The organism is Tamaricihabitans halophyticus, from assembly GCF_004340875.1.
Classification (GTDB): domain Bacteria; phylum Actinomycetota; class Actinomycetes; order Mycobacteriales; family Pseudonocardiaceae; genus Tamaricihabitans; species Tamaricihabitans halophyticus.
Window position 1 is genome coordinate 150,898 of record NZ_SLXQ01000008.1, and the last position, 22,767, is coordinate 173,664.

The window sequence follows — 22,767 nt, forward strand, 5'->3', positions numbered from 1 at the left end:
CCGTTTTTCGTTGGCAGCACAAACTGTTCCCGCGCGGGCAACCGCTCGCCGACCAACGCCGAGTGTCGCGTGGCGACTGGAGGAGAGCAGCGTGAGTGACGAGAGTGTGCTGACCGAGTTCGGCGACGGCATCGCGGTTATCACGATCAATCGACCGCACGCGCGCAACGCGGTGAACAAGGCCGTCGCCGAGGGCCTGGCCGCCGCGATCAACGAGTTCGACAGCCGAGCCGACCTGGTGATCGGCATTCTGACTGGAGCGGGCGGCACGTTCTGTTCCGGTATGGACTTGAAGGCCTTCACCAAGGGGGAGTCGCCCGTCGTGGACGGGCGTGGCTTCGGTGGGCTGGCCCAGGCACCGCCAGGCAAACCGCTGATCGCCGCCGTCGAGGGCTGGGCGCTCGCCGGCGGATGTGAACTCGCGCTCAGCGCGGATCTGATCGTCGCCGCGAACGACGCCAAGTTCGGTATCCCGGAAGTCAAACGCGGACTGGTCGCCGCCGCGGGCGGGCTGCTGCGACTGCCAAAGGCCCTGCCGTATCAACTTGCCATGGAGGTGGCACTTACTGGTGATCCGCTGACCGCCACCGTCGCCCATCAGCACGGACTGGTGAACACCGTGACCGAACCGGGTGAGGCGCTGACCGGTGCCAAGGAACTGGCCGGCCGGATCGCCAGGAACGGGCCGCTCGCGGTACGGGCGAGCAAGGAAATCCTGTCCGGTGCGGTCAACTGGACCGACGCCGAAGCGTTCGAACGGCAAGGGCCGATCGTCGGCAAGGTGATGACGTCGGCGGACGCGCTGGAAGGCGCGCGGGCTTTCGCCGAGAAGCGTGACCCGGTCTGGCGCGGCGAGTGACTCAGCAAGAGGATCAGCAGGAGGAGCTGGCCGAGCGGCGCGCCGCGGTTGCCGAGCTGGGAGCCGCGGTGCGCGCGCTGACCGATGCGGCGGTGGTCAGCGAGGTGGACGATGCGACGCTGCGCTCGGTCGCGGCCGCGGTTGCCGAGCTGGTTCCGTCCCTGACCGCGGCCAGGCGGGAGCGGCATGAGCGACCGGCAACCGACCCGCCTGGCTCTGGGCACCGGTGGTACAACCCGGTGATCGGGGCCGGTAACCCGATGGCCCCACCGGTGCACGTCGAGCTGGTGGACGGCCGGGCGGTGGGCACCTGCGTGCTCGGCCTCGCCTACGAGGGTCCGCGCGGCTACGTGCACGGTGGGATCAGCGCCTTGCTGCTCGATCAGATTCTTGGGCACGCGCATGGCGCGAGCGGGCGGCCAGGGATGACGATCTCGTTGTCCCTGCGTTATCGCGGTCCGGTCCCGCTGAACACACCGCTGCGGATCACCGGATGGTTGGGTGAATCCGATCCCGGTCGTCCCAGTGATGCCGATGATCATGGCGATGACAGACAGCCGTCGCATGCTATTGGCACGATCAGCACCGCGGATGAACCCGATTCGGTGCTCGTGGAGGCCCGAGGTAAGTTCATCGTGCCCAACCGCAAGCAGGTACAGCGGATCTTCGGGGGTGAGGACTTCGCGCGGTAGGTGCGGCTCAGCCGGTTGACTCCGATGGCAGCCGGCCTGCCGCACGTTCGGCACGCAGTTCGGTCTTGAGCACCTTGCCGCTGGGATTGCGCGGTAGTGCCGACACGATGGCGAGTTCCCGGGGCCGCTTGTAACCGGCGAGCCGGTCCGCGCACCATTCGCGCAACTCGGTGATTTCCGGCGGATCGGCCGGATCGCGCGGCGTGACCACCGCAAGCGGAGTCTCGCCCCAGGTGTCGTGCGGTACCCCGATCAGCGATACCTCGGCGATCTTGTCGTGTCCGGCGAGCACGTCCTCAACTTCGGCACAGTAGATGTTCTCCCCGCCGGAGATGATCATGTCCTTCTTTCTGTCCACAACATACAGATAGCCGTCCTCGTCTTCCCTGACCAGGTCGCCGGAATGGAACCAGCCGCCGGCAAAGGCCTCGGCGGTCTCCCGCGGTTTGCCCCAGTACTCCTTCATCACCATGGGCCCGCGGTAGACGATCTCGCCGACCTGTCCGCGTGGTACGTCCCGCATCTGGTCGTCCACGACCCGTACTTCGACGTTGAGCATGGGCGTACCCACCGAACCGATCTTGCGGACCGCGTCCTCGCCGCGCAGCAGCGTCGTGACCGGACTGCACTCGGTCTGCCCGAATGCCGTGTTCACTTCGGCCTGCGGGAAGGTATCGATCATCGTGCGCAGCAGTGTGGTGGACGCGGGTGCGGCGCCCCAGGAAATGCGGCGCAGCGCGGAAAGGTCGCGGTTGGCGATGTCCGGAACCGCGCAGACCGCTTGCCACTGCGCGGGTACCAGGAAACAGGCCGATACCTGTTCGCGTTCCAGTATGTCCACTGTGGTCACCGGGTCGAACTGGCCGGAGGGCAGCAACACGGTACGTCCGCCGGTGAGCAGCGTGGGCAGTAGGCCGGAGAGCCCGGCGATGTGGAACAGCGGCGCCGCCGCGAGCCATACCCGGTCATCCTCCGAGGTGCCGAGATGCACCAGGTTGCTGAAGGCATGCAGCAGCAGGTTCTGGTGGGTGAGCACCGCGCCCTTCGGGCGGCCCGTGGTGCCCGAGGTGTACATGATGAAGGCTGGTTCGTGTTCGTCCACGGTCAGTTCGTCGAACGAGGCGTCCGCGGAGGCGAGTGCTCGCGCGTAGTCCTCGCCGGCCGGACTGTCCGGCGGTCGCTCGCCGTTCACGATCAGGCAGTCGCGGACCTCGGGCGCCTGGGCGAGCGCTTTCGCCAGTACCTCGGCATGTGCCGCGTCCACGACGACGACGCGGCTGCCGCTGTCGGTCAACGCGTAGGCGATCTCGTCGGCAACCAGCCGGAAGTTGATCGGTACGCCGATCGCGCCGAGCCGCGTGACGGCCAGGAAGCTTTCGATGACCTCGAGGCAGTTGAAGCCGAGTACGGCAACCCGGTCGCCGCGGCCGACCCCGCGATCCCGCAGGGCGTTCGCCAGACGACTGACGCGTTCGTCGCAGTCCCGGTAGCTCAGGGTCGTGTCACCGAACCGGAAGGCGATCTCGTCGGGAATCTTCCTGGCGTGCCGCGCGAGCTGATCGCTCATCGTCATCCCACGGCCAGTCATATGTGCTGTGCTCATCGGCATCCTTGGCGATGGAGGGGACACTGGTTGATACGGGCGGGTTGGTACTACCAACAAGTGGGGGAGATATGTCACATCCTCGGCGAGTCATGCGGCACGGTCAACCCTGACTGTTCCGCGCACTTGCGGGGGAGTGTGCCGGTGTCGTAGAAACGGTCATTATTGACTGTTGACTGTGGCCGAGGTTCTGCTCGGTCGGAAATGGGGCGCGGTGCCGGGACCATTGGCGGGCCTACGAGTGATTGAGCTGGCCGGAATCGGCCCCGGGCCGCATGCCGCGATGCAGTTCGCCGATCTGGGCGCGGATGTTGTGCGCATCGAACGGCCCAGCAAGGGCGACGCGTCACCGGGAGACGCGACGCTGCGTGGCCGCCGGCGCGCCGGAGTGAACCTCCGCGACGAGGAAGGCAAGCGGCTCGTGCTCGATCTCGTCGAACGGGCCGACGTGCTACTGGAAGGTTTCCGGCCCGGCGTCACCGAACGACTCGGGCTCGGCCCTGATGACTGTTTCGCGCGCAATCCGCGGTTGATCTATGGCCGGATGACCGGCTGGGGCCAGCACGGTCCGCTCGCCGAGCGTGCCGGCCACGACATCAACTACATCGCGATGACCGGGATCCTGCACGCGATCGGTCGGGCCGACCAGCGGCCAGTACCACCACTGAACATGGTCGGTGACTTCGGCGGAGGTTCGATGTTCCTCCTGACCGGGGTACTTGCCGCGTTGTGGGAGCGGGAGCGTTCTGGCAAGGGTCAGGTGGTCGACGCCGCCATGGTGGACGGTGCCGGGGTGCTCAGCCAGATGGTCTGGGCGTTTCGCGGCCAGGGTGGCTGGTCGGACGAGCGCGGGGTCAACCTGCTCGACGGCGCCGCACCGTTCTACGACACCTACGAATGCGCGGACGGCCGCTATATGGCGGTTGGCTCGCTGGAGCCGCAGTTCTACGCGGCGCTGCTCGATGGTCTCGGGCTTGCCGACGCGGAGTTGCCGGCGCAGGGCGATCGGGACGGATGGCCCATTCTGCGCAAGCGGTTTACTGAGGTTTTCGCCAGTCGTACCAGGGACGAATGGACGGCGGTGTTCGAGGGCACGGACGCCTGTGTGGCCCCGGTGTTGACTTTCGCCGAGGCGCCCACGCATCCGCATGCCGCCGAGCGCGCCGGTTTTCTGGAGATCGACGGAGTTACCCAACCCGCACCGGCGCCACGTTTCTCCCGGACCGTGCCCGCCGAACCCGTCGCGCCGGCCGCGCTGGACACCGAAGCCAGTGCGGTGCTCGCGGAGTGGTCGACGGACTGATCGTTCCGGCGTTGGCCGGCAAGGGACCCGAAGTGCCGCGAGCGCGCCGCGCGCCGCGTGAGTGAGGAGGACGTATGGATGTCGCAGGCGGCGTTGCCCTGATCACCGGTGGCGCCTCAGGACTTGGCCTGGCTACCGCCAAGCGGTTACTTGCGGCCGGCGCCAAGGTCACGATCCTGGATCTGCCGACCTCGGCGGGCGCGGAGGTAGCGGCCGAGCTCGGCGCGGATGTGGCGTTCGCGCCCGGGGACGTGACCGACGAGCAGCAGGTCGCCGCCGCGCTGGATGTCGCGGCGGGGCAGGGCCCATTGCGGGTCGTGGTGAACTGCGCCGGTACGGGCAACGCGATGCGGGTGGTGGGTAAGAAGGGACCGTTCCCGCTGGACGCGTTCAACAAGATCGTGCAGATCAACCTGATCGGCACGTTCAACGTGATCCGGCTGGGCGCCGAACGGATGCTGGCGCACGATCCGGTCGGTGAGGAACGCGGCGTCATCGTGAACACCGCCTCGGCGGCCGCCTTTGACGGCCAGATCGGTCAGGCGGCCTACTCGGCGTCGAAGGGCGGCGTAGTCGGGATGACGCTGCCGATCGCGCGGGACCTCGCCAGCCACGCGATTCGCGTGGTGACCATCGCGCCGGGACTGTTCGACACCCCACTGCTGGCGGGGGCCTCGGAGGAGGTGAAGGCTTCGCTCGGCCAGCAGGTGCCTCATCCCGCGCGGCTCGGCGTGCCGGACGAGTTCGGCGCGCTCGCCGCGCATATCGTGGCGAATCCGATGCTCAATGGCGAAGTGATCCGGCTCGACGGCGCGATCCGGATGGCACCGCGCTAGCGGCGATCAGCCAACCCGTCGCCTCGCTCCCAGTGACCGCGAGATCCCTCAAGATTGCGGTTCAGCGGAGCCCGGCTACCGCACCCTCACCCACGTTTCTCTTCAGAACGCGGTCACTGAGGGTGCGGTTGGTTACTCGTCGAACAACATCCGGCGTGCGGTTGCCTTCCACAGCTCGACGTGTGGGTCGGTGCTCGGTGGACGGTCTTCGAAGGTGTACGGCATCGCCGCCCCACGCATACTGGTGAACAACAGCTTGCGCATCTCGTCATAGCGTGCGTTGGCGCGGATCTCCGGCCCCCAGATCCGGTCGGTGACCGAACGGATCGCGGCGTGCAGGCCGCGTTCCTCCGGGCGTAGTGCCGACGCGAGCGCAGGATTGGTCCGTGCGGCGGTCCACAATTCCATCGCCGCCCAGAAATGTGGTTCGTGGAAGGTGGTCCAGAGCAACTCGATGCACCGGTCGACGCGCTCCGGGCCTTCCGGGGCGTCCTCCAGCCGGGCGGCCGCCCGTTCCTCGGTCTGCTTGAGGCGATTGGTCGCCAGATGGTTGGCCGCGGCCACGAGCAGGCCGTCCCTGGAAGGAAAGTGATGCAGCAGCCTTCCTCGAGAGACTCCGGCCTTGGCTTGGATGACCAGGGTCGACGCACCCGAATAGCCGTGCTCGACAAGGCAGTCCACCGCCGCGTCCAGGATCAACGCCCGGCTGTCGGCAGTGCGTTCTTGTCGGGTGCGCGGGGCATGCGAGTAAGTCCGAACCACCCGGACAGCGTACTTGGCCGGCCTTGTTCGGAGCTAGAAACAGTCGGGATTGACCGCTAAGACCGAGAATGCGAGGCTCGACGTAGGCGCGCCGCGCACAGGGTTCGAGGAGGAGCCGATGTATCCGGGTACTCATGCCGCCGTCACTCCCGAGCGCCCCGCGGTGATTATCGCGGGTTCCGGCGACCGGCTCAGCTACGGCGAACTGGACGAACGTTCCGCGCGCCTCGCCGATGTGTTCCGCCAGGCGGGTTTACGCCGAGGGGACACGGTGGCTCTGCTTTCGGACAACTCGATCCACGCCTACGAGGTGTACTGGGCCGGATTGCGTTCTGGGCTGTACGTCAGCGCGGTGAACAGTCACCTCAGCGCCGAGGAGATCGCCTACATCATCGATGACTCCCAGGCAAGTGCCCTGGTGGTATCGGCGGCCGTGGCAGACGTCGCCGAGCAACTGACCGACCGGCTCCCCGAGGTCCGGCTGCGGCTCGCCTACGGCGGTTCGGTGGCCGGCTTCGCGGATTACCTGAGCACGCTCGCCACCGGCTCGCCGGAGCCGCCCGCGGATCAGCCCTGTGGCGCGGATCTGCTGTATTCCTCGGGCACCACCGGGCGGCCGAAGGGGATCCGGATTGAGCTTCCTGATCGGCAGGTGGATGAACCGGGCGATCAGCTCAGCGTACTGATGTCGCATCTGTACGGGTTCGACGCGGACAGTGTCTACCTCTCGCCCGCGCCGGTCTATCACGCCGCGCCACTACGGTTCGGCGCTTCGGTACACCGCATCGGTGGCACCGTGGTGATGATGGAGCGCTTCACCGCTGAGGATGCGCTCGCCGCGATCGAACGATACGGCGTGACACACAGCCAGTGGGTGCCCACGATGTTCGTGCGCATGCTCAAACTGCCGGAATCGGTGCGAAACAGTTACGACCTGTCCAGCCACCAGGTCGCGGTGCACGCCGCCGCCCCGTGCCCGACGGAGGTCAAGCACGCGATGATCGACTGGTGGGGGCCGATCCTGCGGGAGTACTACTCGTCCACCGAGGGGATCGGGATGACGTTCATCTCCGCGGAACAGTGGTTGGTCAAGCCGGGTTCGGTGGGGCTGCCGGTGCTCGGCACACTGCGGATCTGCGCGGATGACGGCACCGAGCTACCTGCCGGGGAGATCGGCACCATCTACTTCGAACGCGATGAGCTGCCCTTTCAGTATCACGGTGATCCGGCGAAGACAAAGTCCGCGCAACACCCAGACAATCCACTGTGGACTACGACAGGCGATGTCGGGTATGTCGACGAGGACGGCTATCTGTTCCTCACCGACCGCAAGGCTTTCATGATTATCTCGGGCGGAGTGAACATCTACCCGCAGGAGACCGAGGACGTACTTGCGTTGCATCCGGCGGTACTGGACGTCGCGGTCATCGGCGTGCCGGACGAGGAGATGGGCGAGTCGGTCAAGGCCGTGGTGCAGTGCCCGCCGGGTGTGGTTGGCGGAGCCGAACTGGAAGCCGAACTGCTCGACTACGTCCGGGAGCGCATCGCACACTACAAGGCGCCGCGCAGTATCGACTTCGTTGCCGAACTACCGAGGACACCAACCGGAAAGCTGATCAAGGGCGAACTGAAGAAGCGTTACGCCGCACCGACGGTATCGGCCTAGGCATTCCGGTGACGCGGTCGTGCCAGCGACCGCCCGAACTGAGGAGGACACGTGCGAGACGCGGTGATCGTAGCGGCCATGCGTAGCCCGGTAGGTAAGCGCGACGGAGCACTATCCGGGATACATCCGGCGGAACTGTCGGCGCAAGTACTGAACGGGCTCGCGAAGCGCGCGGGCATCGACCCCGCGGAGATCGAAGACGTGATCTGGGGCTGTGTCAGCCAGGTTGGCGAGCAGACGATGGATATCGGCCGCACCGCCGCGCTTTCCGCCGGCTGGCCGGAGTCGGTAACCGGTGTGACGGTGGATCGACAGTGTGGCTCGTCCCAGCAGTCGGTGCATTTCGCGGCGGCAGGGCTGATCGCCGGCCACTACGATGTCGTGGTCGCCGGTGGAGTTGAATCGATGAGCAGGGTACCGATGGGTAGCTCGTCGAAAGGCGCGAGCCCGCTTGGTTCCAGCCTGCTCGAACGCTATGGCGGGGTGCGGCCGAACCAGGGGATCGGCGCGGAGATGGTCGTTGACCGGTGGGGGTTCAGCCGGACACAGGTGGACGAGTTCAGCCTTGCTTCGCATGAGAAAGCCGCCGCGGCGATCGATGGCGGAGCTTTCGTGGACGAGATCGTACCGATCACACTGGACGACGGCACGGTTGTCACGACTGATGAAGGCGTTCGGCGTGGTGGCACGGTGGAGAAGCTGGCCGGCCTCAAGCCCGCGTTCCGGGAGAACGGCACGATCACCGCGGGCAACAGCTCGCAGATCAGCGACGGATCCGCGGCACTGCTGATGACGACCAGCGCGACCGCAACGCGACTTGGCCTGACTCCGCTTGCTCGGGTACACACCGCGGTGCTCGCCGGCGACGATCCGATCATCATGTTGACCGCGCCGATTCCGGCCACTCGCAAGGCGTTGGACCGGGCGGGTCTTGCCCTGGACGATATCGGCGTGTTCGAGGTCAACGAAGCCTTCGCGTCGGTGCCGCTCGCCTGGCTCGCCGAGCTTGGCGCGGATCCGAAATTGCTGAACCCGAACGGCGGTGCCGTGGCGCTCGGCCATCCGCTCGGCGCGAGCGGGGCGCGGCTGATGACCACGATGGTGCACCAGATGCGCGCAGCCAATCTTCGCTATGGGCTACAGACGATGTGTGAGGGTGGAGGGCAGGCGAACGCGACGATCCTGGAGTTGCTGTGACCGCGCGCTGGGGTCTCACCGTCCCGCTCGATGGGCTCGATCCCGCCGAGCGGCGTGCCCTGATCGAGGAGCTGCCGGATCTCGGCTACACCGACGTATGGTCTGCCGAGGCAAACGGTGCGGACGCGTTTACCCCGCTGGCACTGGCCAGCCAGTGGGCGCCGGCGTTGCGGCTGGGCACCGCGATCGTGCCGGTGTACACGCGTGGGCCGGCGACGCTGGCGATGTCTGCCGCCACCCTGGCCGAGGCGGCGCCCGGCCGCTTCGCCCTGGGAATCGGCACGTCTTCGGATGTCATCGTGCGGCGGTGGAACGGGATCCCGTTCACCGAGCCATACCGGCGCGTTCGCGACACGATCAGCTTCCTGCGTGCGGCGCTCGCCGGGGAGAAGGTCAGCGCGGACTACGACACCTTCCAGGTACACGGGTTCACTCCCGGGGTGGTTCCAGAGTTCGCCCCGCCGATTCTGGTCGCCGCGCTGCGCCCGGGTATGTTGCGCCTGGCCGGTCGGCGCGCGGATGGCGCGATCATCAACTGGCTGTCGGCCGAGGATGTCCGGTCGGTCGTTCCGTACGTGCACGAGGGCGGTGCGGGCAAGGAGATCGTGGCCCGGATCTTCGTGCTTCCGGACACCGACGAGGTCACCGCGCGAGCCATCGGTCGTCGAGCGATCGCCGCCTATCTCAACGTGCCGGTGTACCGCGCTTTCCACGAGTGGCTTGGTCGCGCTGAACTTCTTGGTCCAATGTGGAAGGCATGGGACGAGGGCGACCGCAAGGCCGCGGTCGCCGCGATTCCGGATCCGGTCGTCGACGACCTGGTGCTGCATGGGCCAGCGGAGTACTGCCGCGAACAGGTACAGCGGTATGTCGATGCCGGGGTGAGCACGCCGGCGATCGCACTGCTCGGCGCCGCGGACCCGGTCGCCGCGGTGCGCGCGCTGGCACCGCGGCGATAACGTCAGCCAGATTTACCCAGGGTGCGGAAATCCGGCTGACCGGTGATCAGGCTCTGAAAGCCGACCACGTCGGTAGTCGTCGCGTAGGTTGTTTGATCGCTCGCGACGGGTACCTGGAACGCCTGCTCGACGATCTCGCCGACGTTGCGGCGCAGCACTTCGGTGCGGGCGTCCTCGTCGATAGTGTTCAGCGCCGTAGTGTGTAGTTCGGTCATTTCCGGAGTGGTGTGCCCGCCCGGATTGGAGAAACCGTTCGCGGTGAACTGCAGTTCAATCGTCATGGACGGGTCCGGCCGGCCGCCCCACTGGGCGAGTAGCGCGTCGCCCTGTTCCTGCGCGTAGTACACATCCGCGGTCTGTGCGGCCTCGACCGCGCGGATCCGGGCATCGATGCCGACCTCGCCCAGCATGTTCTGCACCGCCTCGCCGACCTGGGTGTACGGCGGCAGCGCGGCGACCAGCATCTCGAAAGAGAAGCCGTTCGGTACACCAGCCTGGCGAAGTAGCTGACGGGCTAATCGTGGGTTGTACTCGTAATAGTCGCCTGGATAGTCCGGGTTGTGCGCGAAGTACCCTTCCGGGAAGGGTTGCACCGACGGCTCGGAAGCACCGAAGGTGATTCCGTTGGCGATGGCCTCGCGATCGATCGCGTGATTCAGCGCGCGCCGCACCAGTAACTTGTCGAACTCCGCGCGAGCCCTGTTGAGGTACAGCACCAGATAGGTCAGCGAGCGGTCCTGCTGGATCACCAGTCCGGCCTGCTCCGCTTCGGCGATCTGCCTGCCGCCGATCAGCGCGATATCCACTTCACCGGTGCGGATCGCGTTGAGCCGAGTCACGTCGTCGGACAGGATGTCCAGTTCGATCTGCCTGGCACCGACAACGGACTCGTCCCAGTAGTCCTCGTTGCGTTCGTAGACGATCACATCGTCCTTGTGATACTGGGTGACTCGATACATGCCCGCGCCCACCGGGGCGGAGTCGAGATTGGGCTTGTCGAAGGCCGCCGGGCTGACGATCGCCCCCGCGCGATGCGAAAGCAGGCCGGGCAACATACTGCTGCGTTTGGACAGATGTAGCCGGACGGTGGCATCGTCAACCACGTCGACGCGGTCGATCACTTCGAGATCGGCGCTGACCGAGGAACCGGTCAGGGTCTGGCCGCGGTGAATATTCGCCCGTACCGCCTCGGCATTGAACGCGGTGCCGTCGTGGAAACGGACTCCTTCGCGCAACCACATCGTGAGCACCGTTCCGCTGTCGTCCCACTCCCAGTCGCGTGCGAGACCACCGGTGAGCTCGCCGTCTGGTCTGATGTGCACCAACCGGTCGTACACCGGGGCGAGGAACCGGATGTCCTGTCCCACGGTCGATCGGTGCGGATCGAACCGGCTCGGTCCGGTCGCGTCGGCATACCGGATCGTCGCGTTCGGATCGGCATCCGCCGGGTCCGCGGCCTGGGCGGAATCCTGCTCGGTCGAGTCGACTTCGATTGGTGCACAACCGGTTGCCACCGCGAGCGCGATACACATGGTGATCGCGCCACACAGCCGGTGCAGAACGCGGTGTTGCATGGAATCACCTTCCGGCTCCGCGACATTGCGGGCGTGACCACGCCCTATCACGGCGTGGCGGTTTCCTTGCGACGGTGCTTCCCGGCGAACTCGGTTTATCGCCGGCTGATGGCTTGTCAGTTGACCTGACCTTGTTGCCGAGATACTTTACAATCGATCGTTAAGTTTCGGAAGGCAGCAACCGACACCACGTTTTCAGTTCGCGATTCGGGTTTCCCGGCGCGAAGCGATCTCACGCCACATCAACAGGTTCTCGCGCGGCAAACGGCCATTCGGTGGTATGCGGCGTCATTCGATCATGACGGGTAGCCGCGATCCGGCTCAAGGTCATTCTTTCGCGGTTACGGGCAGGCGAGCTCGGGAGGCGAGGCGATTCGATGATTACCTACGCGCTCCGCCGAATCGCAATGATCATTCCACTGATCATTATGGTCTCGTTTGGGGTCTACGCCCTGGTACTGATGATCCCGGGAGATCCGGCGATCACCATCGCCGGAGAGAACGCGACCGAAGAACAGATCCAGGCGACCAGGGAACGGCTTGGCTTGACCGATTCGTTCTTCGTGCAGTACTGGAATTGGATCTCCGGTGCGGTGCGTGGGGACTTGGGACAATCGCTGTTCAGCAGTCAGACGGTCACCGGCGCGATTCTGGATCGGTTTCCGGTGACCCTTGCGCTCACCGCGGCAGCGGTCACCGTTGCGTTGCTGATCGCCGTACCCGCCGGGATTATCGCGGCACTGCACCGTGGACGCTGGCCGGACCGCGCGGTAACGCTGCTGACCTCGATCGGTATTTCGATGCCCAGCTTCTGGTTGGGCATCCTGCTGGTGATGGTGCTCGCGCTGGCAACGCCGATCTTCCCCGCTGTCGGGTATACGCCGCTGTCGGAAAGCGTGCTTGGCTGGGCACATAATCTCGTGTTGCCCGCTTTCACCCTCGGTCTGGCGGTGTGCGCGGAAATCACTCGGCAGTTGCGCGGCTCGCTGTCCGATGTGCTGCATCAGGATTACATCCGTACGGCGCGCGCGGCCGGGCTGCGTGGTCGGATCGTCGTTGTCAAGCACGGGATGAAAAATGCCGCCGTTCCAGTGGTGACCGTGCTTGGTTTCCAGGTCGGTTTCCTGCTCGGCGGTTCGGTCGTGGTTGAACGTGTCTTCGGCATACCCGGCCTCGGTGACCTCGCGATTCGCGCGGTGCTTGAACGAGATATTCCGATGATCCAGGGGATCGTGGTCGTCAGCGCGGCGATCGTGATGCTGGTGAACCTGGTCGTGGACCTCAGCTATGGCTACCTCAACCCGAAGGTGCGGCAGTCATGACGACACAACACACGGGCAGCGAGCCGGGCTCGGCGGCTGGTGGAACCGAGGAGATCAGCGGGCCGGCACTGAGCGGGCGGGCCCGATTCTGGCGTCGATTCCGCCGGCAGTGGCCGGCGCAGATCGCGCTGGGCTATCTCATCGTCATCGTGGCGGTCGCGGTATGCGCGCCATTGCTGGCGACGTATTCGCCCTTTGACCAGAACCTGAACGGGGTACTGGCACGCCCGTCCGGCGAGCACTGGCTGGGCACCGACGATCTCGGCAGGGATGTCTACAGCAGATTGCTATACGCGGCGCGAATCTCGCTGCTGGCTGCCGCCCAGGCTGTCGCGGTGAGCCTGGTGCTCGGGGTGCTTCCCGGTCTTCTTGCCGGATACGCTGGCAAGAAGACCGATGCGGTGATCATGCGTATCACCGACGCGGTGATGAGTTTCCCACCGCTGATCCTGGCGATCGCGGTGGTTGGCGTGCTTGGTCCGAGTCTGACCAACGCGATGTTCGTGATCGGCATTATTTTCGCGCCGCGGTTCCTGCGGTTGGTGCGCGGCAGTGTGCTCAGCCTGCGCGCGGAAACGTTCATCGAGGCTTCGCGGTCGATCGGCACGCCGCGCTGGCGCATCATCCAACGGCATGTCCTGCCGAACGTGCTTTCCCCGCTGGTCGTCCAGATCTCACTGGCCTCGGCGCTTGCCATGCTGGCGGAAGCCAGCCTGAGCTTCCTCGGTCTGGGCGTGCAACCACCCGAGGCCAGTTGGGGCGCGATGATCGAGCGCGGCTTCCGCTACACCGCGGCCGCTCCGTGGATGACGGTGTTCCCCGGTCTGCTGATCGCGTTGACCGTACTGGCTTTCAACGTGCTCGGTGACGGCCTGCGCGATTCCCTTGGTCGGGAGGTGAGGAAGGCGTCATGACGGCCATGTCAGTGGCACCAGGGACAGAGGCCCCGGTACTCGAGGTGACCGACCTGCGGGTGCAGTTCGCCACGGATCGTGGCTGGGCGACGGTGGTGGACGGAGTGTCCTTTTCGGTGGGGCGGGCGGAAACCGTCGGAGTCGTGGGGGAGTCGGGTTCGGGCAAGACCGTGACGAGCCTGGCCGTACTCGGCTTGCTGCCCAGCCCGCCAGCGCGGGTGGTCGGCGGCAGTATCCGGCTCGGCGATACCGAACTGCTCGGGCTGCGCCGCAGGGAGCTGGAGGAGATTCGTGGGGATGAGGTGGCGATGATCTTCCAGGAACCGATGACCAGCCTCAATCCCGCGTTTCCCGTCGGGGATCAGATCGCCGAGGTATTCCGCCGCCATCGGCGCTGTTCGCGGTCCCGCGCGCGGGCAAGGGCGGTGGAAATGTTGGGCAAAGTCGGTATTCCCGACGCCGCGCGCCGGGCGCGGGCCTACCCGCACGAGTTCTCCGGAGGTATGCGCCAACGCGCGATGATCGCGCTGGCGATGTGCTGCGACCCGCGGGTACTGCTCGCCGATGAGCCAACTACGGCGCTGGACGGCACTATCCAGGCGCAGATTCTGGATCTGATGCGGTCGATGCGCGACGAGTTCGACACCGCGATCGTCTTCGTCACCCATGATCTCGGTGTGGTCGCGGATATCTGCGATCGGGCGGTCGTGATGTATGCCGGACAGGTCGTGGAGAAAGCACCTATCGACGATCTGTACTACCACCCGAGGCATCCGTACACCGAGGCATTGCTTGGTGCCCTGCCGCAGTTGGATGGCGGCACCGAGGTGCTTGCCACGATTCCGGGGACCGCGCCGACCCCCGGTGCCCTTCCCGCCGGATGTCGGTTCCATCCACGGTGCGCGCACGCGCGGCCGGAATGCGCGCACCCAACGGAATCCGCCGCGGACGGGGTGGCACTGCGCTGGCTGTCCGATTCGGTGGCAAGTCGTTGTGTCCGGGTGGACGAACTGCGTCTGCGAGGTGCGCGATGACCACCGAGCAGTCACCCGTGCTCGAAGCCCGGGGTCTGGACGTGACGTTTCGGGTGCGGCGGGGGTTGGTCCGCCGGGTGCCATTGCGCGCCGTGCGATCCGTCGACCTCAGTATCGGCGCTGGCGAAACCCTTGGACTGGTCGGTGAATCCGGCTCCGGCAAATCCACCACGGGTAGGGCGTTGCTGCGCCTGATCGAGCCGGAACGCGGCACGATCCGATTGGACGGGGTGGACATCACCAACGCGTCCGGAGCCGAACTGCGTGCCGTGCGCCGCCGGATGCAGATGGTCTTCCAGGATCCGTACTCGTCGCTCGACCCGTCCATGGTGATCGGGGAAAGCATCGGTGAACCGCTTGACGTCCACGAACGGTTACCGGCGGCACGGCGACAGCAGCGGATCATCGAACTACTCGAACACGTACGGCTGTCCGGCCGGCATCTGGACCGCTACCCCTACGAGTTCTCCGGCGGGCAGCGCCAGCGAATCGCTATCGCCAGGGCGATCGCGCTGAACCCGCGGCTGGTGGTGTGCGACGAGGCGGTCAGCGCGCTTGACGTGTCGACGCAGAACCAGGTGATCAATCTGCTCGAGCGGATCCAGCGGGAGTTCGGTATCTCCTATCTGTTCATCGCGCACGATCTCGCGGTTGTCAGGCATATCGCCGATCGGGTCGCCGTGATGTATCTCGGCGAGCTGGTGGAGACCGGACCGAAGGACCGGCTGTTCGATCGGCCGGCGCACCCCTATACCGAGGCCCTGCTTTCCGCGGTGCCGATTCCGGACCCACAACGCCAGCGGGCCCGCGAGCGGATCGTGCTGCAGGGCGACGTTCCCGATGCGCTGAACCCGCCGTCCGGTTGCACCTTCCATACCCGCTGCCCGTACGCCATGCCGGTGTGCCGCGAGGTAGTGCCGGAGCCGACGGAGGTAACCGGCGGCGGCATGGTGCGCTGCCATTTGCAAACCGAGGGACCAACGCTGGCCGGTGGGCCGGTCACCGAGATTTCCGGCAGGGTCAGCGGATGACTGACCTTTCTCCACGGGTCCGTCGGGTGCTATTTTAACGATCGATCAGTTTCGCTGGTCGCGGCCGAGCGCCGCTTGGCGAAGGGAGACGGGGATGGCTGCAGCCGGGGAATCCGCGGAACAGTTCCGGGCGCGAGTTCGCGCCTGGCTGGCGGCACAGGCGACTGGGCTGACCGGAAGCGGTAGTGACGACGTGGTGGAGCAGGCGAAGCGGTTTCAGGCCGCGCTCTATGACGCGGGCTTCGCGGGGATCAGCTGGCCAGCGGAGTACGGCGGACAGGGCAAGGACGCGACGCTGCAGCAGGTGTTCAACGAAGAGGCCAGTGGCTACGAACTGCCTACCTCGCCGTTCATGATCGGTATGGGTATGTGTGGCCCGACGCTGGTGGATCTGGGCACGCCTGAGCAGAAAACCCGGCACCTGCGGCCATTGCTACGCGGCGAGGAAATCTGGTGTCAGCTGTTCTCCGAACCGGGAGCCGGCTCCGATGTAGCCAGTTTGCAAACCAAGGCCGTGGCGGACGGCGACGGCTGGCTGCTCAACGGGCAGAAGGTGTGGACGTCCAACGCGCAGTGGGCGGATTTTGGCGCGGTCCTCGCCAGGACGAATACCGATGTGCCGAAACACAAGGGCATCACGATGTTCATCGTGGACATGCGCGCGCCCGGTGTCGAGGTACGCCCGCTGCGTGATATGACGGGCAAATCGCCGTTCAACGAAGTGTACTTCGACGATGTCCGGCTTCCCGGCAACGCGGTGATCGGCGCGGTGGACGCCGGATGGCAGGCGGCGGTCACCATGCTCGGCCATGAGCGAGTGTCCATCGGCTCCTCGGCGCGTCGCCGGTACGACCCGCTGGCCAGCCAGAATCTGGTGGAGCTTGCCGCCGAGTTGGATACGGGTACCGAACCGGACGTACGAGCCGGGCTGGTCGATCTCTATGCCGCCGAGCGGGTGCTCTCGTTGTTTAACACGCGCCTGCAGCAGGAAGCCGATGCCGGTAAAGCGCCTGGCGCGCGGGGTTCGGTCAGCAAGCTGGCTGGCGCGTTGTTGTTGTGGCGTGCGGTGGAGGTCGCCGGATCGGTGGCCGGCCCGAGGGCCATCGCCTGGGACCCGGAGGACGAAGGGGACCAGCTCGCGGTGGCGATCAACGGCACCCCGGCTTCGAGTATCGCCGGCGGTACCAACCAGATTCAGCGCGGCATCATCGGCGAGCGGATTCTCGGGCTGCCGAAGGAGCCGCAGGTCGATCGGGATGTGCCGTTCCGCGAGTTGCGGGTCGGCACGCAAACATCCGGTTAGCGGCGGCGATCCGTACCGCCACTGTCCACCGCCACCGCTAAGGAGCGCACCATGCGGCTCATCCTCGATGACGAGCAACAGCAGCTTTCCGCCACCGTGCACAAGGTCCTCGCGGATCACGCGCCCGCGACGAGGGTTCGGGAGGTGATGACGAGTGACGTGGGCGAGGACACCGACCTCTGGCGACGGTTGAGCAGTGAGCTCGGGGTGGCTGGATTGGTCGTGCCAGAACGGTTCGGCGGTTCGGGCGCGGGTCATGTGGAGCGGTGTGTGGTCGCCGAGGAGCTTGGTGCGGCACTGACGCCAGTGCCGTTCTTCGCCTCCGCGGTACTTGCCGTGGACACGCTACTCGGGCTGGGAGACGACGAGGCCTGCGCCGAATTTCTGCCCACGGTGGTCAGTGGCGAGTCGGTCGCCGCGGTCGCCATGGCAACCGCGGACGGGATGTGGGGCGCGAAACCCCTGCCGGTGCAAGCCGAATCGACCGGGGATGGCTGGCAGCTCACCGGCACGGCTCCATACGTCCTTTCCGGCATGCTGGCCGATGTGCTACTGGTCTATGCCCGAACGCCGGACGGCACCGGCGTTTTCGCCGTGCGGCCCGATGCCAGTGGGATGACGCGGGTCGCGGCGCGGACCCTGGATCCCACCCGGCGGATCGCACGGCTGGACTTTGCCGCTGCGCCCGCCCGCAGACTCGGTACCGGTGATGCCGGCGAGCTGCGTCGTTCTGTCGGCGAGCTGGCCGCGATCGCGCTGGCCGCCGAACAGGTTGGTGGGATGCGCAGGGTACTGGATATGACCGTGGACTACGCCAAGGTTCGAGTGCAGTTCGGCAGGGCGATCGGTTCATACCAAGCCGTCAAGCACACCTGCGCGGATATGTACAGCGACACCGAGCAGGCGATTTCCGCACTGCGTTACGCGGCGTGGGCGGCTGATCATGACCGGGACGCGCTGCCCGGCGCCGCCGCGTTGGCTCAGCTCTACATTGGTCCCAGTTACTTCCGGGCCGCGGCGAACGCCGTACAGCTACACGGGGGTATCGGGTACACCTGGGAACACGACGCGCACCTCTACTACAAGCGGGCCAAATCCAGTGAGCTGCTCTTCGGTGGGGCGCGGCAGGCGCGGGAGCGTCTTGCCGGGCTGCTTGACCTACCCGGCGGTTCCTGATCATCTAGCCTGTGCGCCGCGTCGAGCGGCAACGGTAACAACGGCGCCGGGACCACAAGATGGGACGACCTGTATGAACTGGTTACCTGGCGCGACGATGGAAGGACTTCCACGATGACCGGGGAACCAGCGTCGACCGTACTACTGAGCGTCGAGGACCACGTCGCGACGATCACCATCAACCGCCCGAGCGTGAAGAACGCGATCGACGTCGCGACCTGGGAGGCACTGCACGACGCGCTGAGTACGGTGGCGACCGACGACGCCGTCCGAACCGTGGTGGTGACCGGAGCCGGTGGGGACTTCTGCGCTGGCGCCGATCTCAGTGGCAGCCGCCGCGACATCCATCCGCTGGAGCGGATGAAGCGCGTCAACCAGGTCGCCATCCGGCTGCACGAGCTGGACAAGCCGACGATTGCCAAGGTGGACGGCGTCGCGGTGGGCGCCGGCTGGAATCTCGCGCTCGGTTGCGATCTGGTCGCCGCATCCACCCGAGCCCGGTTCAGCCAGATCTTCGCGCGGCGTGGCCTTTCGCTGGACTTCGGCGGCTCCTGGCTACTGCCCAAACTGGTTGGCCTGCAACAGGCGAAGCGGATCGCCCTGCTCGCGGACTTCCTCGACGTGACCGAGGCGAAGGAGCTGGGGCTGGTCACCTGGGTGGCCGAGCCGGATGAGCTGGACGGCGTCGTCACGGAGATCGCCAAGCAGCTCGCCGCTGGACCGCCGGTGGCGCTCGCGCAGTCGAAGGCACTACTCAATGCCGGGGCGGACAGCACCTTGCGGGAGGCGTTGACCGGCGAGGCACGGGCGCAGGCGGTCAACTTCGCCACCGCGGACGCGCCAGCCGCATTCGCGGCTTTCCGTGACAAGACCGAGCCCGAGTTCACCGGACGCTGGATGGTGCCATGAGTGAGAGCACATTGGACGGACCACCGTACACCGAGATCGACTACACCAGCGCGGATGGCATCGCTACGATTACCCTGCGGCGACCTGATCGGCTGAACGCGTTCACCACCACGATGGCAACCGAACTGATCGACGCGTTCAACGTGGCCGATGCGGACGATGCGGTGCGTGTGGTGCTGGTGACCGGTGCAGGGCGTGGGTTCTGCGCCGGAGCCGATCTTGGTGGAGGTGCCGCGACGTTCGACGCGGAGGAAAACGGGCGAGCCAGCCAAACCCCGCTCGGCACGGTAGACGGAGTGCCTCGGGACGGCGGGGGCACGGTGTCGCTGCGTATCGCCGAGATGCGCAAACCGGTGATCGGCGCGATCAACGGTCCCGCGGTCGGAGTCGGCGTGACGATGACGCTGCCGATGGATATCCGGATCGCCGCCGAGGAAGCCAGGTTCGGCTTCGTCTTCGCCCGGCGCGGTATCATCCCGGAAGCGGCGTCCAGCTGGTTTCTGCCCCGAGTCGTGGGTATCTCGCAAGCGATGGAATGGGTGGCAACGGGGCGGGTGTTCGACGCGGCCGAGGCATTGGCAGGTGGCCTCGTCTCCAGAGTTGTCCCTGCCGACGAGTTGCTGCCGGTGGCACGGGAGATCGCCGGCGAGATCGTGACCAACACCTCGGCGATCTCGGTTGGCGTGGCGCGGCAGTTGCTCTGGAGCATGCTCGGATCGCCGACACCCTGGGACGCGCATCGCTACGACTCGAAGGCGATGGTCGAACTGGGAGCCGGGGCGGACGCCGCGGAAGGGGTCACGGCGTTCCTGGAGAAGCGTGCCGCGCGGTTTCCAATGCGACTCAGCGCCGACTACCCGGCCGCCATCCCACGGTGGCCGGCACGGCCCAGTGACTGGTAGCCCCAGTGACTGGTAGTCCACATCGGAAGCGGGGCCGGATTCAGCACTTGGCTAGAACATGACATAACCGCCGTCGATGGTGAGGCTGTCCCCGGTGTGGAACGCGCTGGCCGGGCTGGCGAGATAGACGGCGATCGTCCGGAAATCCGTGGGATCACCCCAACGGCGCACGGGCATCCTTGGCAAGACCCTGCGCTGGAACCCCTCGGACTCCAGGGCAGGGTCGGCCAGGGGTGTGCTCACCCAACCGGGCAGGATCGAGTTCGCCCGGATCTTGTGTTTGGCGAGTTCGACGGCAATTGCCTGCATCATGGCCACCAGGCCGGCCTTGCTCGCGGCGTACGCCTGCCCACGGGGCTGGCCCTGCCGCGCGGCGAGACTCGCCGTACCGACCAGACTTCCGCCCGTGCCCTGTGCCACCATCTGGGCAGCCGCGGCCTGTAGGGTGAGAAACGCGCCATCCAGGTTCACTCGGGTCACCCGACGGAACTCGCTGAGCTCGGTGTTCAGGAACGGTTTCCCGGCACTGCCCACGCCGGCGTTGGCGAAACAGGAATCCACTCGGCCGAACTCCTCGATGGTGCGCGCCATGGCCCGTTCAACCTGATCGGGTTCACCCACATCGCATTGCACGGCCTGTGCCGTGCCGTACTCGCGCAATCGCGTAACCGCGCGATCGTTGCGTTCCGCGTTCGTTCCCCAGATACATACCTTCGCGCCGGCGGCGGCAAGACCCTCCGCCATGCCAAGCCCAATACCCGAGTTTCCCCCGGTTACCAGGCTCACGTGGTCAGTCAGGTCAAAGGGGCTGGGCACATTCGGCACGATTACTCCCTGTCGGTCGGTTCGCCGTCGACAATGTGCACGATGGCGGCTAGTCCGCTGGTGGATCGACGAATGTCGGGGTTTCCTTGGCCAGGTTGGCGCGGACCGCCTCGATTTGGTTCGGGCTCCCGATCAGGGCACCGATCTCGCGCTGTTCGGCGGCGAAGCCTTCCTCGAGGCCGGCACAGCCGGCCATGTCCAGTAGGCGCTTCGCGCCGCGTATGGCATGTGGGTTCTTCCCGGCGATCTCACCAGCCAGCTGGTGTGCCGCGCCGAAGGCGTCCTCGGCCAACCTGGTTGCCAGTCCAATCTGGACGGCCTCATGGCCGTCGAACACCCGGGCGGTGAAGGTGAGTTCCTTGGCGACATCGCGACCGACGAGCTCGGGTAGCAGCTGGGTGCCGGTCATGTCCGGAACCAAGCCCCAATGCAGTTCCATTACGGATAGTTTCGCGTCCGGGGCGACGATCCGGATATCCGCGCCAAGAGCGATCTGTAATCCGCCGCCCAGCGCATGGCCGTGTACCGCGGCGATCACCGGAACCGGAAGCTGGGCCCAGACGTGTGCGGCTTGCTGGCCGAGAGCGCGCGCCGGACCGACCGCGGCAGGGGTGGCACCGCTCGGCGCGGTGCGGCTGCCATCAGCCATCGCGCGGAAGCTGTCGAAGTCCAAGCCAGCGCAGAATCCGCGTCCGATGCCGGAGAGCACCACGGCGCGAACGGTCGGCTCCGCGGCGAGTCGTAGCCCGGTGTGTACGAGCGCTTCGAACATGGCCTGGTCGAGAGCGTTGATCTTCTCGGGTCGATTCAACCGAACGTCGGCAACGCCTTCGGTGATCTCGCAGGTAACCCGGTCGGTAGCCGTTTCAGGGCCCTGTTCGGTCACGGGACACTTCCTTTGCGACGGCACGGTTCCTCAATCGGACGCTAGAGCTCCGACACCGAAGGAGTCAATACTGACCGTATTGGAAGTGCGCGGTTTCGTTCGGCGACTTCGGGGTGAGCACTTGTGCTTAGCGCGCCGGTCATGCTGCAATCGTAACTGAACAACTGTTAAGGAGCTCGCGAAGGGGGAGATCGGAGTTTTCCGTGTCCGAAATCCTCCATTGTGGACCACGAAGGGCGCCAGTCGAGGGTGTGCTGGCTTCGGGCGGGTTAGCTGAAGTGCGTCGCCGATGAGTACACGTTGGATGCGGCAGCGGACCTCGGTAGCCGCCTGGGGGAGAGGTTACCTGCGTGATGAGTGCAGCCGAACAGGAAGCGGGACGGCGTCGCAGGGGCAGGCGTACCGTGAACAGCGAGCTTGGCCCCGCGGGAGTCGATACGTTGCTCGCCGCGAGCATCGAAGTGATGTCCGAGCATGGCTATCACGGCACCTCGGTACGCGATATCGCCCATCGGGCAGGGGTCAGTCCTGCCGCGCTGTACCACCACTTCCCTTCCAAGCACGATGTGCTGGTCACGATCATGGACCGGGGTATCGAGGAGCTGCTGGAGCGCACTGGCGAGGCGTTGTCCGCCGCCGGTCCGCGCGCGATCGACCAGCTGTGCGGGATCGTCGACGTACACGTGCGGTTCCATTTGGAGGATCAGCACGGCACGATGCTCGGTACCAGCGAAGTACGTGCCCTCGCCGAACCCTTCCGCGGCGAACATCTGGCGAAACGCCGCAAACAGCAACGATTCTTCGATCGCGTACTGCTCGGCGGTACCCGGGAAGGCGTGTTTCACACGGCATATCCGCGCGATGCGGCGCGCGCGATCGTGGTGATGTGCACCGGAGTGGCCAGCTGGTATCGCCCGGAGGGGCCGCATTCACGCACCGAAATCGCTCGTCGCTACCAGGAACTGGCCCTGGATCTTGCCGGCCGACGGATCGGCTGAGCATCGTTCGGCGGCT

At 66.1% G+C, this 22,767-nt stretch carries 21 protein-coding genes; 16 read left to right on the forward strand and 5 right to left on the reverse strand.

Translation table 11 applies throughout. The annotated features are described in order from the left end of the window. The first annotated feature begins 91 nt into the window (after positions 1–91). Both EV191_RS18575 and EV191_RS18580 read left to right on the forward strand, forming a co-directional pair. A complete protein-coding gene (locus EV191_RS18575) occupies positions 92–859 on the forward strand; it encodes a crotonase/enoyl-CoA hydratase family protein (protein WP_207894576.1) in 768 nt (255 codons plus the stop codon). Continuing rightward, entirely contained in the window at positions 856–1,551 is a 696-nt protein-coding gene (locus tag EV191_RS18580) for a PaaI family thioesterase (RefSeq protein WP_132878370.1), read from the forward strand. Before EV191_RS18575 ends, EV191_RS18580 begins: the two co-directional genes overlap by 4 nt. 7 nt (positions 1,552–1,558) lie before the next feature. Here EV191_RS18580 and EV191_RS18585 read toward each other — a convergent pair whose 3' ends face one another. After that, the gene (locus EV191_RS18585) at positions 1,559–3,154 is read right to left on the reverse strand and encodes a long-chain-fatty-acid--CoA ligase (RefSeq protein WP_165913005.1); all 1,596 of its coding nucleotides are present in this window, start codon (positions 3,152–3,154) and stop codon (positions 1,559–1,561) included. Between the two features lie 214 nt (positions 3,155–3,368). Between EV191_RS18585 and EV191_RS18590 the strand changes: the two genes are divergently transcribed. Together EV191_RS18590 and EV191_RS18595 are read left to right on the forward strand one after the other, a co-directional pair. Next, positions 3,369–4,457: a CaiB/BaiF CoA transferase family protein gene (locus EV191_RS18590; RefSeq protein ID WP_132878477.1), complete on the forward strand. Its 1,089-nt coding sequence runs from the start codon at positions 3,369–3,371 to the stop codon at positions 4,455–4,457. Positions 4,458–4,531: 74 nt separating this feature from the next. Continuing rightward, positions 4,532–5,293, forward strand: coding sequence for a 3-hydroxyacyl-CoA dehydrogenase (locus tag EV191_RS18595; RefSeq protein WP_132878371.1), 762 nt, complete (start codon positions 4,532–4,534; stop codon positions 5,291–5,293). Between the two features lie 132 nt (positions 5,294–5,425). On the opposite strand, the gene EV191_RS18600 is transcribed toward EV191_RS18595, so the two are convergent. Next, positions 5,426–6,055 carry a TetR/AcrR family transcriptional regulator gene (locus EV191_RS18600; RefSeq protein ID WP_132878372.1) on the reverse strand — a complete coding sequence of 210 codons (630 nt, stop codon included), beginning with the start codon at positions 6,053–6,055 and terminating at the stop codon, positions 5,426–5,428. 118 nt (positions 6,056–6,173) lie between these two features. On the opposite strand from EV191_RS18600, the gene EV191_RS18605 reads away from it, so the two are divergent. Genes EV191_RS18605 through EV191_RS18615 form a run of 3 tightly spaced genes read left to right on the forward strand, consistent with a single transcriptional unit; the run spans position 6,174 to position 9,877 of the window. After that, positions 6,174–7,721 carry an acyl-CoA synthetase gene (locus tag EV191_RS18605; protein WP_132878373.1) on the forward strand — a complete coding sequence of 516 codons (1,548 nt, stop codon included), beginning with the start codon at positions 6,174–6,176 and terminating at the stop codon, positions 7,719–7,721. Between the two features lie 51 nt (positions 7,722–7,772). After that, positions 7,773–8,918 carry a thiolase family protein gene (locus EV191_RS18610; RefSeq protein WP_132878374.1) on the forward strand — a complete coding sequence of 382 codons (1,146 nt, stop codon included), beginning with the start codon at positions 7,773–7,775 and terminating at the stop codon, positions 8,916–8,918. Beyond that, entirely contained in the window at positions 8,915–9,877 is a 963-nt protein-coding gene (locus tag EV191_RS18615; RefSeq protein ID WP_132878375.1) for an LLM class F420-dependent oxidoreductase, read from the forward strand. The genes EV191_RS18610 and EV191_RS18615 overlap by 4 nt, the downstream gene beginning before the upstream one ends. 2 nt (positions 9,878–9,879) lie before the next feature. Here the strand turns inward: EV191_RS18615 and EV191_RS18620 are convergent, their stop codons facing one another. After that, positions 9,880–11,451, reverse strand: coding sequence for an ABC transporter substrate-binding protein (locus EV191_RS18620; protein WP_132878376.1), 1,572 nt, complete (start codon positions 11,449–11,451; stop codon positions 9,880–9,882). 377 nt (positions 11,452–11,828) lie between these two features. On the opposite strand from EV191_RS18620, the gene EV191_RS18625 reads away from it, so the two are divergent. The 8 genes from EV191_RS18625 to EV191_RS18660 all read left to right on the forward strand — a co-directional run bounded on the left by EV191_RS18625 (position 11,829) and on the right by EV191_RS18660 (position 20,042). Then, entirely contained in the window at positions 11,829–12,773 is a 945-nt protein-coding gene (locus EV191_RS18625) for an ABC transporter permease (protein WP_132878377.1), read from the forward strand. After that, complete coding sequence (locus EV191_RS18630; RefSeq protein WP_132878378.1) at positions 12,770–13,687, forward strand: ABC transporter permease; 918 nt, start codon at positions 12,770–12,772, stop codon at positions 13,685–13,687. The genes EV191_RS18625 and EV191_RS18630 overlap by 4 nt, the downstream gene beginning before the upstream one ends. Continuing rightward, positions 13,684–14,721: an ABC transporter ATP-binding protein gene (locus EV191_RS18635; protein WP_243659047.1), complete on the forward strand. Its 1,038-nt coding sequence runs from the start codon at positions 13,684–13,686 to the stop codon at positions 14,719–14,721. Before EV191_RS18630 ends, EV191_RS18635 begins: the two co-directional genes overlap by 4 nt. Further along, positions 14,718–15,752: an ABC transporter ATP-binding protein gene (locus EV191_RS18640; protein ID WP_132878379.1), complete on the forward strand. Its 1,035-nt coding sequence runs from the start codon at positions 14,718–14,720 to the stop codon at positions 15,750–15,752. Before EV191_RS18635 ends, EV191_RS18640 begins: the two co-directional genes overlap by 4 nt. Before the next feature lie 94 nt (positions 15,753–15,846). Beyond that, entirely contained in the window at positions 15,847–17,055 is a 1,209-nt protein-coding gene (locus EV191_RS18645) for an acyl-CoA dehydrogenase family protein (RefSeq protein ID WP_132878380.1), read from the forward strand. 51 nt (positions 17,056–17,106) lie between these two features. After that, positions 17,107–18,231, forward strand: a complete 1,125-nt coding sequence (locus tag EV191_RS18650; protein ID WP_132878381.1) for an acyl-CoA dehydrogenase family protein — start codon at positions 17,107–17,109, stop codon at positions 18,229–18,231. A gap of 114 nt (positions 18,232–18,345) precedes the next feature. Next, positions 18,346–19,140, forward strand: coding sequence for an enoyl-CoA hydratase/isomerase family protein (locus EV191_RS18655; RefSeq protein ID WP_132878382.1), 795 nt, complete (start codon positions 18,346–18,348; stop codon positions 19,138–19,140). Continuing rightward, positions 19,137–20,042 (forward strand): enoyl-CoA hydratase-related protein, encoded by a 906-nt coding sequence (locus EV191_RS18660; RefSeq protein WP_132878383.1) that lies wholly within the window; start codon positions 19,137–19,139, stop codon positions 20,040–20,042. The genes EV191_RS18655 and EV191_RS18660 overlap by 4 nt, the downstream gene beginning before the upstream one ends. Before the next feature lie 51 nt (positions 20,043–20,093). Here EV191_RS18660 and EV191_RS18665 read toward each other — a convergent pair whose 3' ends face one another. Together EV191_RS18665 and EV191_RS18670 are read right to left on the reverse strand one after the other, a co-directional pair. Then, entirely contained in the window at positions 20,094–20,867 is a 774-nt protein-coding gene (locus tag EV191_RS18665; protein ID WP_243659048.1) for an SDR family NAD(P)-dependent oxidoreductase, read from the reverse strand. Between the two features lie 49 nt (positions 20,868–20,916). Next, the gene (locus tag EV191_RS18670; RefSeq protein ID WP_132878384.1) at positions 20,917–21,753 is read right to left on the reverse strand and encodes a crotonase/enoyl-CoA hydratase family protein; all 837 of its coding nucleotides are present in this window, start codon (positions 21,751–21,753) and stop codon (positions 20,917–20,919) included. 353 nt (positions 21,754–22,106) lie between these two features. On the opposite strand from EV191_RS18670, the gene EV191_RS18675 reads away from it, so the two are divergent. Beyond that, on the forward strand, positions 22,107–22,751 hold the full coding sequence (locus tag EV191_RS18675; protein WP_132878385.1) for a TetR/AcrR family transcriptional regulator: 645 nt from the start codon (positions 22,107–22,109) through the stop codon (positions 22,749–22,751). The last annotated feature ends 16 nt before the right edge of the window (positions 22,752–22,767 follow it).

What these genes read in the sequence shown, in the direction of transcription:
- EV191_RS18585 (WP_165913005.1), bottom strand. Translation starts at nt 3,154, where the DNA reads ATGAGCACAGCACATATGACTGGCCGTGGGATGACGATGAGCGATCAG.
- EV191_RS18605 (WP_132878373.1), top strand. Translation starts at nt 6,174, where the DNA reads ATGTATCCGGGTACTCATGCCGCCGTCACTCCCGAGCGCCCCGCGGTG.
- EV191_RS18625 (WP_132878377.1), top strand. Translation starts at nt 11,829, where the DNA reads ATGATTACCTACGCGCTCCGCCGAATCGCAATGATCATTCCACTGATC.
- EV191_RS18655 (WP_132878382.1), top strand. Translation starts at nt 18,346, where the DNA reads ATGACCGGGGAACCAGCGTCGACCGTACTACTGAGCGTCGAGGACCAC.
- EV191_RS18675 (WP_132878385.1), top strand. Translation starts at nt 22,107, where the DNA reads ATGAGTGCAGCCGAACAGGAAGCGGGACGGCGTCGCAGGGGCAGGCGT.
- EV191_RS18650 (WP_132878381.1), top strand. Translation starts at nt 17,107, where the DNA reads ATGCGGCTCATCCTCGATGACGAGCAACAGCAGCTTTCCGCCACCGTG.
- EV191_RS18630 (WP_132878378.1), top strand. Translation starts at nt 12,770, where the DNA reads ATGACGACACAACACACGGGCAGCGAGCCGGGCTCGGCGGCTGGTGGA.
- EV191_RS18640 (WP_132878379.1), top strand. Translation starts at nt 14,718, where the DNA reads ATGACCACCGAGCAGTCACCCGTGCTCGAAGCCCGGGGTCTGGACGTG.
- EV191_RS18660 (WP_132878383.1), top strand. Translation starts at nt 19,137, where the DNA reads ATGAGTGAGAGCACATTGGACGGACCACCGTACACCGAGATCGACTAC.
- EV191_RS18635 (WP_243659047.1), top strand. Translation starts at nt 13,684, where the DNA reads ATGACGGCCATGTCAGTGGCACCAGGGACAGAGGCCCCGGTACTCGAG.
- EV191_RS18620 (WP_132878376.1), bottom strand. Translation starts at nt 11,451, where the DNA reads ATGCAACACCGCGTTCTGCACCGGCTGTGTGGCGCGATCACCATGTGT.
- EV191_RS18595 (WP_132878371.1), top strand. Translation starts at nt 4,532, where the DNA reads ATGGATGTCGCAGGCGGCGTTGCCCTGATCACCGGTGGCGCCTCAGGA.
- EV191_RS18645 (WP_132878380.1), top strand. Translation starts at nt 15,847, where the DNA reads ATGGCTGCAGCCGGGGAATCCGCGGAACAGTTCCGGGCGCGAGTTCGC.